Genomic DNA, 13,800 nt, shown 5'->3' with positions numbered 1-13,800 from the left:
GAGATGAAGGCAAGGTCCTGGTCGTCCCGGGTTCAGCCTTCGGGCCAGCGGGTCAGCACTACGTTCGGGTCAGCCTGGGCGGTTCTTTTGACACACTTCATGACGGCCTAGCGCGGCTCGCGCCCTGGTGGGAGAGGCAATGTTGACCAAGCCACAAGAAGATCTGTACGCCTTCACCGAAGCGGACATGCTCAAGGCAGCGAAGCAGTATTCATCGCCGTGCTTCGTGTACTCGCTGGGCATGGCCCGGAGCGCTATCGCCGGTTGCGCGCAGCACTACCGGCACGAGTGCGACTGGCCTACGCGGTGAAGTCCAACCCGGGTGCCCCGCTGTTGGAGACCTTCGTCCGCGAAGGGGCTTGGTTTGATTGCGCCTCTGCTGGTGAGATCTCAGCGGTCTTGGGGGCTGGCGGCACGGGCAGCGCCATGGTCGTGGCCGGCCCAGCCAAAACTCACCGGGATCTGCAGGCCGCCCTGTATGCCGGGGCGCGAGTGCAAGTGGACGGGATTGAGGACGTTGCTCGGCTCAATGAGCTCCACACCGAAGAGGCACCCTTGCGCGTCAGCGTTCGGGTCCACCCGGCCTCAGGCATCGTGGAAGGCACCTCGATCATCGGTGGCTCTGGACCATCAGCATTCGGCGTTGACGAGGAACAACTCGATGAGTTCCTGCAGATGGCGGCCGCTTATGACGGGGTCCTCATCACCGGCCTTCAAGTGTTCGCAGCCAGCAACGAACTCGATCCAGGCCAACTCCTAGCCAATCACCGCACGGCCCTGCGCATCGCCCAGGGCATGCACGAACGCCACGGTATCGACCTGGAACTTATCGATATCGGTGGCGGCCTGGGCGTTCGGTATGCCGCGAATGAACCTTCGCTGGATATCCATGCCTTGGGATCGGGACTGGGCCGTCTGCTCGACGCCAACCCATGGTTTGCTGGCGAGTTGCTGCTTGAGCCAGGCCGTTGGCTCTCTGCCCCAGTCGGCATTTATCTCACGCGAGTTGTCCGGGTGAAGGAGAGCCGGGGCGTGCGCTTCGCCATGCTCGAGGGTGGCATCAACCACTTGCTCCGTCCCCTGCTGACGGGGCAGTCCTTCCCAGTCACTGCGTTGGATCGCGAAGGCGACACCACGTCATACACTTTGGCCGGGCCTTTGTGCACGTCGCTGGACCGTGTTGGCACAGCTGAATTGCCGGTCGACCTGCAGGCTGGTGACGTGCTCGCCTTTGGCCAGACCGGGGCCTATGCCTACACCCAGGCCATGTCGCATTTTCTCTCCCACCCCGTGCCAGATCAGCACTGGTGGGACTAGCCCTGTCGGCCCTTCGCGACAAGGTCGAGTGAGAACGTGTGGGCCGATGATGCCCCATGAGCGCACGCACCCGCCCGGTTACCTCACTTCCGATCAGTGACCGGCACAAACGTGTAGCCCATGTCTTGAAGGCCCTCGACCGTTGCCTCCAGGTAATCCATGGATAGGTAGGGATGGAAGAAGAAGCTGGCGGTCGACTCGCGCACGATCAAGTTGGCTTCGGCACGCTGCAAGAGACGGCCGGGTCTCGCGGCGCGTGGTTGTTCAATTCTACTTCTGAAATATTGTCCAAGGTCTCGGGATAAACCGTCGAGCCATAGAAGTCGTGCGCAACATACGGGAAGTACTGGCCGTACACGATCCCCTCGTCGTAGTTGATTCCAGACAGCGCACCAGCAAAATAGAGTGAGTTTTCATACCTAGACCCATAGACCTCGGTCATCGCTGCATAGGCGTTGAGACTGGCCGCATAGTGGGGGGTTCAAAAACCGTGGGCTCGCCCAGACCAGCCTCGATCATCACCTCGCGGCCCGCCTCAATTCGGTTCATATGATCAGAAACGCTATCGGACGGAACCGGGCCAATCTCACGGATATAGCTATCTTGCACGCCTCCTCGAACTCGAACGGCGGCAGTTGATCTGGGGCGCACCCGTACCGGTAGAACTCATAGTCCTCTCCTGTCCGCCCAGAGTAGGGGTTGTCGACATCGGCGTATTGATGCGGGGTCCCGTGTTGGATCAAGGTGCCGCCGCGTGTCTGCATGTACTTCAACGCATCCGCCACCTCGGGACGGTCCAGCAAGCTCACTCCGTACCAATCCTCACCGTCGGGCGTCCGAGCGATGTGGATCGGCATGACGGCAACTTGAAAAGGGACGTTTTCGCTGGCCAGATAGTCGGCAACAGCACGGAGGCCCTCAGGGTCAGCCTCGGGGCCGACATCCTCTAGCCGAATTGATGAGACGGAGTCCTAGCGCAAAATTATTTGGAGCCAAAACTCACACGAGAGTTACTACGAGAGAGCACACGCGTCACTAGTTGAACTCTCGAACAGCACCTGGCTTCAGGTTCCCAGCCAGGATGGACCCGACCAGTGCTTGACCGGAATGGCCTCCGTAAGGCGCCGAGGTAACCGTACACCCGTGAGTGCGCCCTCGTTTTCCCGCAACCTGCGCGCCAAGACGGCGGCAAACGCGAACTGCATCCCCATGCGCCACAACAGAAATAAGCCAAGCGGAGCGATCCTCCATATTTACCCAGGCGATGACGCCAAGGGGCACAGCAGACTCACCACATCATTCGATTTGTACCTATGCGCAACCGGTGTGGGCTAGTCGGTCGACCCACGCCAAATCCGGCAAAATATTAGACAAGACTTGACCAGCGGTTGCCGATTACTGAGAATTTCTATCGCCCTGGAGCAGCAATCGGCTCCAGGCGATACCGAATATCTTTGCCATCAACGCTCGTCACGACGACGCGAACTTCTGTCACGACAACCCCCTCGGCATTGGCTCCACCGCTAATACTGCAGTTGAGAGTCTCCCCCGGTTCACCCACCAGTGGCCCAGGGCAATCCACCGACTCGACATAGATCTGTTGTCCGGATAGGGCCTGGACGATGCTGGGCTCTAATTCGTTCGCACTTAACTCCAGACCGCAACCAGAAAGAACGCCCACGGCGAGGCGCAGCTAGCGCGGTCTGGATTGGGCGTCGCTTAGCGATCATTAGTCAATCCTACGAAACACTCGATGGCCCTGCCCCGGCATCGACCAGTTGAGCCACGACATACTCCGCGACCGAACTATGCCACTGGCCAGGGTGACGAACCATCCCGTGGCTATCTCCATTGATCGCCAGGTAACGAGCATCGGCTCCACGCTGCGAGAGGGCAATCGCAGCGTATGCGCTGCCCGCCGGGTCCGTCACTCGGTCTTGCGGAGAGTGGATCAGCAGCATGGGCGTGCCGCCAACCCTGCCCCAGTGTTGTTCGTCAGCCTTCTCCACCCATGCCCCGACCGTCACGACTGCAGCAACAGACTCTGCGTCGGCCAACCGCAAGGCGACTCGGCCGCCCATTGAATGCCCCACCAACGCGATCGGCACCCCGGGGTAGCGCTGGCGAATCACCGCCAATGCCCACCGGGTGTCGACGACGGGATCAGGCTCTCGCCCCTGCTGGCTCGCACGCTCTGCGTTCCAGCCCCGCTTGGCATATTGCAGGCTCACGACGGCCATCTGATCACCGGCGCTGCGTGCGATCGCCCAAGCAAAGGTCGCAAGCGAGCGACCGCTAGCTGCCACGGACTCGTCGGCCCCGTGTCGTGCTTTCGGCCACCGTGTAGCACCAGAGCCACCGCCTGCGGCGCGGGCGGTTCAGCAGTCCAGCGCAGCGAGGCGCCGGTGACAGAGGCGGGTCCAGACATACCCAAGACGATACGTGGCTACCGTGGGGGCATGAGTCACGACCGTGCGCGCGCTGCACCTGAAGCGCTAGGCCTGGATCACAGCATCACCAGCCACGAGCGCGCTGGCAGCCTGGCCGAAGCAGCGGCTGAGCGCGGCGTCAACGAGTCCGATTTAGTCAAAACTCTCGTGATTCGCCGGTCTGAGGGTGACTACCTCTTTGTCCTCGTGCCCGGTGGACGAGAGATCTCGTGGCCTAAGTTGCGCCAAGCACTTGGCACGAACCGGCTCTCGATGCCCAGTGCTGAGGTCGCTTTCACCGCGACCGGCTACCAGCGCGGAACGATCACGCCCTTCGGCTCAACCACTCCTGGCCCGTCGTGGCCGATGAGAGCTTGGCTGGCCCGCCCGGACGAAAGATCTCACTGGGCGCCGGTGAGCACGGTAAGGCAGTCACCGTGCAGGCAAAAGACGCTCTGGAAGCTCTCGACGCGCTGGTCGCTGACGTCACGGCTCCCGCGCCACCGCCGGAAAAATGAGCAGGTCTGTCCCTAGGTGTGGGTAGTCTCGGCGTATGGCTGGACTGTATGAGGGCTATCCTCTCGCTGCGGATAAGCACGACGAAATGTTCGCCTTTGACGAGGCTGGCCCCGAAGAGATCGCGGGGCCTACAGCCGTCTGGCGAGCGGGCTAAGCGACGTCGGTAGCGAAGATCTGCAATCGCGCTCGGAGTACCTCTCCTCGACCTATCACGACCAAGGTGTGACCTTCGACTACGAAGGCGAGGAACGACCCTTTCCGCTCGACATCGTGCCCCGCATCATCGACGCTCAGGCTTGGGCCCACGTCGAGTCGGGCGTCGCGCAACGGGTCAACGCACTGGAGATGCTGCTGGCCGATGTCTATGGCCCCGGCCAGATCTTCGCCGACAACATCTTGCCCAAACATGTGGTGAGCTCATCTAGTCACTTCCACCGGGCCGCGTTCGGGATCGATCCGGTGAACGGCGTCCGCGTGCACGTGTCGGGCATCGACCTGATTCGCGATGGCGAAGGCAACTTCCGCGTCCTGGAAGACAACGTGCGCATCCCCTCCGGCGTCTCCTACGTGCTCACCAACCGGCGCGCGATGGCTCAGACCCTGCCAGAGATGGTCAGCACCCACCGGATTCGTCCCGTGGCGTCATACCCGCAAAAGTTGTTGGCAGCCCTGCTTGCCGCAGCCCCTAGCGGTGTCTCAAACCCCACCGTCGTGGTGCTGACCCCTGGGCCCTACAACTCGGCCTACTTCGAACACTCACTCCTGGCTCGCTTGATGGGCTGCCGCCTCGTTGAGGGCGGGACCTCGTCGCCCAGGCCGGGCGCGTGATGATCCGCACCACCCACGGCCTGCATCCGGTGCACGTGATCTATCGGCGTGTGGATGACGACTTCCTTGATCCAGTGCATTTCCGGTCCGACTCCGCTCTTGGCTGCCCAGGGCTGCTCAACGCGGCCCGCTCGGGCAACGTCACCATTGCCAACGCGGTCGGCAACGGTGTGGTGGACGACAAACTGATGTACACCTACCTGCCCGACGTCATTCGTTATTACCTGGGCGAAGACCCGATCCTGCCCAACGTGGACACCTGGCGCCTCGAAGAGGCCAGCCATCGCGAAGAGGTGATGGATCGTCTCGATGAGTTGGTCGTGAAGCCTGTTGATGGGGCTGGCGGCAAGGGCATCGTCATCGGCCCCCAGGCGACCAAGGCCGAGCTGGACCAGTTGCGCAAGACCGTCACCGCGGATCCTCGGGGATGGATTGCTCAGCCGGTCGTGCAGTTGTCCACCGTGCCAACGATGGTTGGCGATCAACTACGGCCGCGTCATGTGGACCTGCGGCCCTTCGCCATCAACGACGGCAACAAGGTATGGGTGCTGCCGGGTGGGTTGACCCGCGTTGCCATGGGCGAGGGCGAGCTCATCGTGAACTCCAGCCGCGGTGGTGGATCCAAGGACACCTGGGTGTTGGCCGGCGACGGTCAGCGTCAGCGCGTCACTGCGCGGGCCCGGCCCGTCGAGATGGTGGCCGAGCCACAAGTGATGATGCAGGAGTCTTTAGTGGGCGCGAATCAAGCAGAACAAGAACAGCAACAGCAACAGCAACAGAGCAGTGACGAGGTGTCCTCATGCTGAGTCGTATTGCGGAATCGCTTTTGGATCGGCCGCTACCTGGAGCGTGCCGAAGACACCTCGAGACTGCTCGATGTGCACGTGCAACTGCTGCTAGAAGACCCCGTCGTTGACGAGGAAGCAGCCTCTCGTGCGCTGCTCACCGTGATGGGCGTTCAGCCCGAGGGCCAAACTGACCAGGCTTCCGTCATGCGCTTGTTGGGATGGGACGCTGACTCCCAGACCTCCATGGTGTCGGCGTTTTGGGGCGCCCGCGAGAGCGCACGCCGCTCCCGCGAAATCGTTTCCACCGAGATGTGGGAGGCCATCAACACCACCTGGAACATCATCCAGCGTGGCCACCTGCGGCGGGCTAGGCCTTCTCAGGCCTGCCAGACGATGCGCGAACGGTGCGCAGTGATTTCGGGTATTGCCGACTCGACGATGAGCCACGATCAAGGCTGGCAGTTCTTGGTGCTGGGTCGCAGCCTCGAGCGGATCGACATGACGGCTCGAATGATTGAGGCCACGGCATACACGGCTGATGCGCCACAGGCCTGGCTGACCACACTGCGTGCTTGCGGTGCCTACCACGCCTTTGTTCGGACCTATGGCGGCGCCGAGTCGGCCCGCGACGCAGCCGAGTTTTGCTGCTGGACCGACTGTTCCCGCGCTCTTTGGTTTTCTCCTTGAACCGGGCCGAAGCGGCCTTGGTCAACTTGGACGTCGGCGAGCGCCGAGCCGGGTTCACTGGAGACGCCATGCGCTTGATCGGTCGAGCACGTGCCGAGTTGGAGTTCCGCGCGCTCTCCGACGTGATGAGCGACCTGCCCGCACGGATGACTTCGCTGCAGCGCACCTGCAGTGAGGCCAATGACGCGGTTGCTCAGCGATACTTCGTCGGGGCCAACCCGGTGACCTGGCACTCAGGGGTGAGGTAACAGATGTTGCTACGTATTGTTCACAAGACCGGCTACGAATACGCCGGTCACGCGAGCGCTTCCTACAACGAAGCCCGGATGACGCCGAAGACGACCCCGCACCAGCAGGTGTTGCACACGCGGGTCGAAATCAGCCCGTCTGCCTGGACGCATACCTATAACGACTATTGGGGCACCGCTGTCACCACCTTTGAGGTGCATGACCAGCACTCCGAGATGACCGTGACGGCATCAGCCACGGTGGACGTCCAGCGCCCCGAAGTGCAGGGCAACAGCCTCACCTGGGAGCAATTGCGCTCAGCCGAAGAGCAGGCGGACAAGAGCGAATACCTACAGCTCAGCCCGCAGGTCAACCCTGGTGAAGAGTTGCTGGCTCGAGTAGCCAAGATTGCCGAGGAGTCGGCGACACCAGGTGATTGTGCCCGCGCGGTGACCGCCCTGATCCACGAAGACATGAACTACGTCAGCGGCGCTACCGGCGTGAGCACCCGTGCTGAAGAGGCCTGGGATCAGCGCAAGGGCGTCTGCCAGGACATGGCCAACCTGACGATCGGCTGCTTGCGCTCGGTCGGCATCCCTACTGGGTATGTGTCGGGCTACTTGATGCCCAAACGCGAGCCTGAGATTGGCGTGCCCTACAAGGGCGAGTCGCATGCCTGGGTGCGTTGGTGGGATGGCGTCTGGATTGGCGCCGACCCGACAAATGACATTCAGCCAGGCAATCGGCACGTTGAGGTGGCCCAGGGCCGCCAATACGGTGACGTCCCACCGCTGCGTGGCATCTTCACCGGCACCGGGACATCAAAGATGTTCGTCGAGGTTGAGCTCACTCGTTTGAGTTAAGCACGCACGCACTTGATCAGTCTGAGTTATCCCAGGCTGATCAAGTCGTCGTGGTTGTCGGGCAGCAGACCCGGCATTGCCACTGCCGTGACGTTCAGGCTGTTGAACCGCAATCCGCCCGAGTGCGTGGTCAGGAAGGCCGTTTCTGAGGCGTCGGCGCCTGTCGCGATGCGCACCAAGGACGCACGTGGGGCCAACCGAGTTGGGTCGACGACGAACCACTGCCCCTCAACGTGTGCTTCAACGACGGCGTGGAAGTCCATCGGCGACAGCCCTGGCGCGTAAGCGCTCACGAGACGAGCCGGCACTCCGCATGCCCGCAGGAAAGCGATCGTGAGGTGGGCAAAGTCGCGGCATACCCCGGACTTGGACATAAAGGTCTCCGAGGCGCCGTCAGTGACGCGGGATGAACCCAGGATGTAGGCGGTCGTCTCGTTGACGTAGTTAGCGACCTCAAGGACCAACTCTTTGCCTTGGTAGTTGCCAAACAACTGACGGGACACATTCTCGAGTCGGTCCACATCGACATACCGGCTGGGGCGGATCCAGTGGATGCGGTCCATCGCCGTCAATTCAGCGGATTCACCACCGGACTCCACCACCGCTTGGTAGTCCACGGCGAATTGGCCGGATGGCACATCCTTGAGCAGATGCCACCGCGACCCCTGGGCGCCCTCCACTTCCGTCGCCTTAACGGAGGCACCATCGACCGTGATGCTCAGGGTTTCCTGCACTGGGTTTGCCTGCTTCGACACCATTACGCTCAAGGCAATTTCTGCAGGTGAGGTGATCTGTGCTCGGAGGGCGCTGGTGACTGAACGTTGCATATCTGCATCGTCTCACCTCGTTGGCTACCCGTAGGGACGCGGGACCGCTAGCCTGAGGCCACCCAACGAAGGGATTAAACACGATGGACGTGCTGTGGGGCCTAGCAGGAATGGCCGTACTCCTCGGATTAGCTTTTGCGCTGTCCACCAATCGCAAGGCGATCCGCCTACGCACCGTCGGTGCCGCGCTCGCTTTGCAACTCCTGTTTGGCGTCATCGTCCTCTACTGGTCAGCTGGCCAACGTGGACTTGAATATGCCGCCAGTGGCGTGCAAGCCATCATCAACTCCTCGAACGCAGGTATCGGGTTCTTGTTTGGCCCGGTCATCCCCGAAGAGGGCCTGATCTTCGCCTTCCAGGTGCTGCCGGTCATCATCTTCTTTGCGTCGCTGACCGCAGTTCTCTATCACTGGGGCTTCCTGCAAAAGTTTGTGGCCATTTTGGGTGGAGCCATCCAAAAGGTGTTGGGCACTGGCAAGGCCGAATCGGTTAACGCTGCGGCCAACATCTTCGTCGGCCAGACCGAAGCTCCGCTGATCATTAAGCCCTATATCAAGGGTTTGACCCGCTCAGCTCTCTTCGCCGTGATGGTCGGTGGCCTTTCCACCGTGGCGGGCTCCGTGCTCGTTGGCTACTCACTGCTGGGCGCTCCCCTGGAGTACCTCATCGCTGCTAGCTTCATGGCTGCCCCAGGCGCCTTGCTGATGGCCAAGATGATCGTGCCCGAAGACGACCCGGACGCGGCTGATGCTGAGTCGTCTGTCGTGAGTGACGGAGTGCGCCGTAAGGAAGAAGCCAAGACCGCACGCTCGCAGACAACGGTCCGAGAGCGCGTCGTGCAGCGACTGGTGCCGGACACCAAGATCGATGACGACGAAGACAAGGATGAAGCCGGTGGCGAGAGCGAATACCGCAACGTCATCGATGCCGCCGCTGGTGGTGCTGGTGAAGGCCTCAAGTTGGCCCTCAACATCGGCGCGATGCTGTTGGCCTTCATCTCGCTGATTGCCTTGGTCAACCTCATCTTGGGTGTTGTCGGTGGCTGGTTTGGCATCGACGCCCTGACCTTCGAGCAGATCTTGGGCTACGTGTTTGCACCGCTGATGTTCGTGATCGGTGTGCCGTGGGAAGAAGCCGTGCAGGCTGGTGGCTTCGTCGGCCAAAAGATCGTGGTTAACGAGTTCGTTGCCTTCGCTGACTTTGGTCCGATCGCTGACACCTTCAGCACCAAGACCTCGGCCATCATCACCTTCGCATTGACTGGTTTTGCCAACCTTGGCTCGCTCGGCATTCTGCTGGGTGGCCTTGGCGGCATTGCCCCGAGCGTCGCTCGGACATCGCCGAATGGGCCTGCGCGCTATCGCCGCAGCAACCCTGGCCAACCTGATGAGCGCCGCAATCGCCGGCATACTCATCAATTAGCGACCCGACCAGGTCCACTCTTGATGCCCCGTCCGGACACTCCGGGCGGGGCATCAGTTGTCTGCGCTCTAGGCTGGCCTCATGACATTGGCACTCAGCGACCAAGACCGCGCGTGGCTCGATGAACTGGCCGCCTCGATCTATCTGGTCAATGGTCTGGCACGACAGCGGGCTGAGGAGCGCCAGCAGACCCTGATCAAGCCCCCAGGCTCCCTTGGCGAGTTAGAGACCATCTCGGTGCGGCTAGCCGCCATCTTGGGCAGTGAGCGCCCCGCGCCAGATGGGGCCACAGTGATCGTGGCTGCGGCCGACCATGGTGTTTCTGCAGATGGGGTGAGCGCCTTCCCTGCTGCCGTCACCGCAGCGATGATCCAGGGCCTCCTTGCGCCGACCGCCGCAGGCACCGGGGTGCGGCGATTAGCGCGATTGCCCGATCAGTGCGGGCTGACGTCGCCGTCTTGGACTGCGGCGTCAACGCCGAACTGCCTGATCATCCACAGTTGCGCAAGGTCGCGGTTCGCCGAGGCACAGACAATCTGCGTGTTGGGCCCGCGATGTCAGGCACGGAAGCAGTCGCGATGATCCGTGCTGGTGCGGACGCTGCGCGCGCTGCGATCGCGGGTGGAGCCGACTTCGTTGTTCCGGCGGAAATCGGGATTGGCAACACCACCGCTGCCGCGGTCATCACCGCCAGGGCTCTCGATCGCCACCCTGCTGATGTGACCGGACGGGGCACCGGCATCGATGATGCCGTCCTGGATCACAAGATTGCGGTCGTTGCCGAAGCTTTGGCTCGGACGCATGCTGAAGACCCGGTGGAAGTGTTGGCCGAGTTTGGTGGCTTCGAGATCGCAGCCATGGTCGGGATGATGTTGGCTACCGCCGACGAACAGCGGGTGATCGTCCTCGATGGTTTTGTTGAGGCCGCCGCAGCACTCATCGCCGTGTCGATCGCGCCTGCCGTCAATGACTATCTCGTTGCCACTGGCCGGTGCGCCGAGCGCGGCCACGGAGCCCAATTGGCTGACCTGGGCTTGCGCCCACTCTGGGATTTAGGTCTGCGACTGGGCGAAGGCACTGGTGGAGCGTTAGCCATTCCGATCTTGCGGGCAGCCGCGGCCACACTGCGCGAAATGCAGACCTTCGCCGAGGCAGGAGTCCCCACCGAATGAATCTTCGGTCTGAAGTCAGCGCTGTTGGCCTTGCGCTGTCATTTTTGACCGTGCTTCCGGTGCCGAGCAAACCCCACCTGGAGCCCGGCGCTCTAGCCCGCGCGACGGCATACTTCCCGGTTGCCGGCTACGCCATTGGTGCGTTGGTCTCCCTCGTGCTTCTGCTGCCAACGGATGCTGGTGTCTCGGCAGCTTTGGCTATTGCCGCCTGGTGGGCGCTGACGGGATGGCTACATTTTGATGGTCTTGTCGACAGCGCTGACGCCTTGCTGGCGCCGGTGCCGACAGAAAAGCGCGCGGCCATCCTCAAAGATGTGCACGTTGGCGCGTTTGCCCTGGGCACATCGCTAGTCACCATGCTGCTGATGTGGTCGGCTTTGGCGGCTGGGGTGACTCCGTGGGCTCCGCTGGTCGCTTCTGTAGTCGCCCGCGCCCTGGTGTTGGTGCCGATGCGGCTCTATCCAACGCTTGAGCAGGACAGTTTGGGTGGCCAAGCGCGCACGCTGGGGTGGGGCCGGGTAGCCGCGGGTTTGGCCGTTGCGGCACCAACGCTCTTGGTGCCAGGAGCCTGGCTTGGTTGGCTGGTCGCGTCAGGGATCACCGCCCTGGTCACCTGGTGGGCCGCCCGTCGGTTGGCTGGCCGGCTCAGTGGCGATATCTATGGGTTGCTGATCATGACCGCTGAAGTGAGCGTTCTGGTGGCCTTCGCCTTTTAGACTCCACAGATGCGAGCAATTGAGATTAGCGAGTTTGGCGAAGCAGAGAATCTGTCCCTGATCGTGGTGACTGACCCCGAGCCGGGACCAAACGAAGTGCTCATTGAGGTGGTCGCTGCCGGAGTCAACCGGGCCGATGTCATGCAGCGCAAGGGCCACTACCCGCCCCCGCCTGGCACGAGTGAACTCCCTGGGCTCGAGGTGAGCGGACGAATCGCAGCGTTGGGTAGCGAGGTCTCCGGGTGGGAGGTAGGCCAAGAAGTTTGCGCCCTACTGGCTGGCGGTGGCTATGCCGAAAAGGTCGTCGTTGATGCGTCCCTCGTGCTGCCCTTGCCCGCTGGTGTGTCGGTGCAGGACGCTGCGGCTCTACCCGAGGTTGTTGCCACCGTCTACAGCAATTTGATCATCGAGGCGGGGCTGAAGGCTGGCGAGACCGTGCTGATCCATGGTGGCTCCAGTGGCATTGGCACGATGGCGATCCAGATCGCGTCCGCGTTGGGTGCCCGCGTTGCGGTCACCGCTGGCTCCGACAAGAAGCTTGAGGTATGCCGTCAGCTCGGTGCCGACATCACGATCAACTATCGCGAACAAGACTTTGTCGAGTCGCTGCTTGAGGCAACCGACGGCGCTGGAGCCGACGTCATACTCGATGTTGTGGGCGCGGCCTACCTTGGCCGGAACGTCAAAGCACTCGCCAGTGCTGGGCGGATCGTCGTGATCGGCTTGCTCGGCGGCGCTAAGGGCGAGCTGCCCATCGGCCTGCTGCTGAGCAAGCGCGGTCGGATTATCGCCACCTCTCTGCGAGCGCGGCCGCTCGCAGAGAAGGCCGAAATCGTGTCAGCCGTTCGAGAGCAGGTGTGGCCACAGATCGCGGCTGGCAGCGTGCGCCCCATCATCGACGGCCACTACCCACTTGCCGACGCCACTCGCGCCCACCGGGATCTTGAGGCTAGCCAGCACATCGGCAAACTCCTGCTACTGATGTGAGCTGGAGGTGGCCGCCGGTTGATCACTCGAACAGGATGTACTCCGGCTCAGGCGTCAGGCCGAGCACCTCGGTGCCCGTCATGATCGGGCCGTATTCGGCGTCTTCTTCGTAGAAGAGCTTGAAGCCGGCATAGACGTGGGGCGGCTTGTTTTCGTTAACCACGTTGTAGGTGTCGATCTTGGATTGCGCATCACCGATGCCGTCCACCGACTTGATCAGCACTACCCCATCGTGCTCTTTGAGGTCATCTTCGTTTTCGACGACTCCGACGTGCACCTGGTGATACACCATGACCTTTTCCGGCAGGTCGTTCTCGGCAACCAGGTCTTCCAAGTACACGGCGACCTCATCCAACTCGGCACCGGTCGTTCGGCCATAGACCTGGCCGGGGATCTGGCCCTCGTCAATGGCCCATTCTGGGTCGAGAGCCACGCCAACGTCGGGCTCAACGAGGAATTCTTCCCAGTACTTCACCTCGTCGATGAAGTCACCACGCCCCGGCTGAATGTTGAGGAGCAAGATGCCGTCATGCCGGCGTGCTGCATCGAGGTAGTCCTGGACAACCTCGTCCGACACCCGGGTGCGGAACATGCCGTCGTCTCCAGCGACTGGGTGCACGATGGTGGCGATGAGCTCGAGGGTCGGCAGTTGCTCGCGGCCGCCAGCGAATTCTTCTCCGCGTTCTTCCATCTCAACGACTCGCTCGTCCAGGTCACCGATGCCCAGTCGGCCCAGCGCTTCGGACCCAGGGGCTCCGGAGTAGCCGAACAAGCGGTAGTCCGGGAAGATCTCTCGACCACCACGTGGCAACTCGGCTGGTTCGGGCGCTTCAGTCGTGACTTCGGCATCATCCTGAACTGCCACTTTGCTGCCAGCACTGTTGTCGGTGCCGTCGCTCGGCTCCGACGATGAGGTGCTGCATCCGGCTAACAGCACGGCGGCACAAACTACTGCAAAAAAGCGTGGCACGCTCAAGAGACCCTCCCAGATGGTTCACGTGAGGCTAACGCTATCTC

At 62.1% G+C, this 13,800-nt stretch carries 13 protein-coding genes and 4 pseudogenes; 10 read left to right on the top strand and 7 right to left on the bottom strand.

Going from position 1 to position 13,800, the window contains the following annotated elements; translation table 11 throughout:
- The first annotated feature begins 219 nt into the window (after positions 1-219).
- The gene (locus tag L0A91_RS14285) at positions 220-1,317 is read left to right on the top strand and encodes a hypothetical protein (RefSeq protein WP_235245028.1); all 1,098 of its coding nucleotides are present in this window, start codon (positions 220-222) and stop codon (positions 1,315-1,317) included.
- A gap of 83 nt (positions 1,318-1,400) precedes the next feature.
- Here L0A91_RS14285 and L0A91_RS17720 read toward each other — a convergent pair whose 3' ends face one another.
- From L0A91_RS17720 to L0A91_RS14265, 5 genes are all read right to left on the bottom strand, one after another.
- A complete protein-coding gene (locus L0A91_RS17720) occupies positions 1,401-1,523 on the bottom strand; it encodes a hypothetical protein (protein WP_260115237.1) in 123 nt (40 codons plus the stop codon).
- A gap of 2 nt (positions 1,524-1,525) precedes the next feature.
- Entirely contained in the window at positions 1,526-1,759 is a 234-nt protein-coding gene (locus L0A91_RS14280) for a hypothetical protein (protein WP_235245027.1), read from the bottom strand.
- Between the two features lie 103 nt (positions 1,760-1,862).
- Complete coding sequence (locus L0A91_RS14275; RefSeq protein ID WP_235246644.1) at positions 1,863-2,273, bottom strand: DUF2334 domain-containing protein; 411 nt, start codon at positions 2,271-2,273, stop codon at positions 1,863-1,865.
- Between the two features lie 452 nt (positions 2,274-2,725).
- Complete coding sequence (locus L0A91_RS14270) at positions 2,726-2,998, bottom strand: DUF4333 domain-containing protein (RefSeq protein WP_235245026.1); 273 nt, start codon at positions 2,996-2,998, stop codon at positions 2,726-2,728.
- Positions 2,999-3,056: 58 nt separating this feature from the next.
- Positions 3,057-3,623, bottom strand: a complete 567-nt coding sequence (locus tag L0A91_RS14265; protein WP_235245025.1) for an alpha/beta hydrolase — start codon at positions 3,621-3,623, stop codon at positions 3,057-3,059.
- A gap of 153 nt (positions 3,624-3,776) precedes the next feature.
- On the opposite strand from L0A91_RS14265, the pseudogene L0A91_RS14260 reads away from it, so the two are divergent.
- From L0A91_RS14260 to L0A91_RS14240, 4 genes and pseudogenes are all read left to right on the top strand, one after another.
- A pseudogene (locus tag L0A91_RS14260) lies at positions 3,777-4,264 on the top strand (aminoacyl-tRNA deacylase).
- A 35-nt stretch (positions 4,265-4,299) separates the two neighbouring features.
- Positions 4,300-5,899: pseudogene (locus L0A91_RS14255) on the top strand (circularly permuted type 2 ATP-grasp protein).
- Positions 5,900-5,905: 6 nt separating this feature from the next.
- Positions 5,906-6,816, top strand: a pseudogene (locus L0A91_RS14250) (alpha-E domain-containing protein).
- A gap of 3 nt (positions 6,817-6,819) precedes the next feature.
- Positions 6,820-7,659, top strand: coding sequence for a transglutaminase family protein (locus tag L0A91_RS14240; RefSeq protein WP_235245022.1), 840 nt, complete (start codon positions 6,820-6,822; stop codon positions 7,657-7,659).
- A 26-nt stretch (positions 7,660-7,685) separates the two neighbouring features.
- Here the strand turns inward: L0A91_RS14240 and L0A91_RS14235 are convergent, their stop codons facing one another.
- Positions 7,686-8,486, bottom strand: coding sequence for a transglutaminase family protein (locus L0A91_RS14235; RefSeq protein ID WP_235245021.1), 801 nt, complete (start codon positions 8,484-8,486; stop codon positions 7,686-7,688).
- 83 nt (positions 8,487-8,569) lie between these two features.
- Between L0A91_RS14235 and L0A91_RS14230 the strand changes: the two are divergent.
- The 5 genes and pseudogenes from L0A91_RS14230 (at position 8,570) to L0A91_RS14210 (ending at position 12,783) form a co-directional block, all read left to right on the top strand.
- Positions 8,570-9,908, top strand: a pseudogene (locus L0A91_RS14230) (NupC/NupG family nucleoside CNT transporter).
- Positions 9,909-9,989: 81 nt separating this feature from the next.
- Positions 9,990-10,490, top strand: a complete 501-nt coding sequence (locus tag L0A91_RS20080; RefSeq protein ID WP_397333742.1) for a nicotinate-nucleotide--dimethylbenzimidazole phosphoribosyltransferase — start codon at positions 9,990-9,992, stop codon at positions 10,488-10,490.
- On the top strand, positions 10,391-11,080 hold the full coding sequence (locus tag L0A91_RS14220; protein WP_397333879.1) for a nicotinate-nucleotide--dimethylbenzimidazole phosphoribosyltransferase: 690 nt from the start codon (positions 10,391-10,393) through the stop codon (positions 11,078-11,080). The genes L0A91_RS20080 and L0A91_RS14220 overlap by 100 nt, the downstream gene beginning before the upstream one ends.
- Positions 11,077-11,796: an adenosylcobinamide-GDP ribazoletransferase gene (locus L0A91_RS14215; protein ID WP_235245018.1), complete on the top strand. Its 720-nt coding sequence runs from the start codon at positions 11,077-11,079 to the stop codon at positions 11,794-11,796. The genes L0A91_RS14220 and L0A91_RS14215 overlap by 4 nt, the downstream gene beginning before the upstream one ends.
- A gap of 9 nt (positions 11,797-11,805) precedes the next feature.
- Entirely contained in the window at positions 11,806-12,783 is a 978-nt protein-coding gene (locus tag L0A91_RS14210; RefSeq protein WP_235245017.1) for an NAD(P)H-quinone oxidoreductase, read from the top strand.
- 22 nt (positions 12,784-12,805) lie between these two features.
- Here L0A91_RS14210 and L0A91_RS14205 read toward each other — a convergent pair whose 3' ends face one another.
- A complete protein-coding gene (locus tag L0A91_RS14205) occupies positions 12,806-13,753 on the bottom strand; it encodes a hypothetical protein (protein WP_235246642.1) in 948 nt (315 codons plus the stop codon).
- Between the last annotated feature and the right edge of the window lie 47 nt (positions 13,754-13,800).

The organism is Ornithinimicrobium sp. INDO-MA30-4 (assembly GCF_021535045.1).
Lineage (GTDB): Bacteria > Actinomycetota > Actinomycetes > Actinomycetales > Dermatophilaceae > Ornithinicoccus.
The sequence above is the reverse complement of the archived record's forward strand: the minus strand, read 5'-3'. Positions and strand labels throughout refer to the sequence as shown.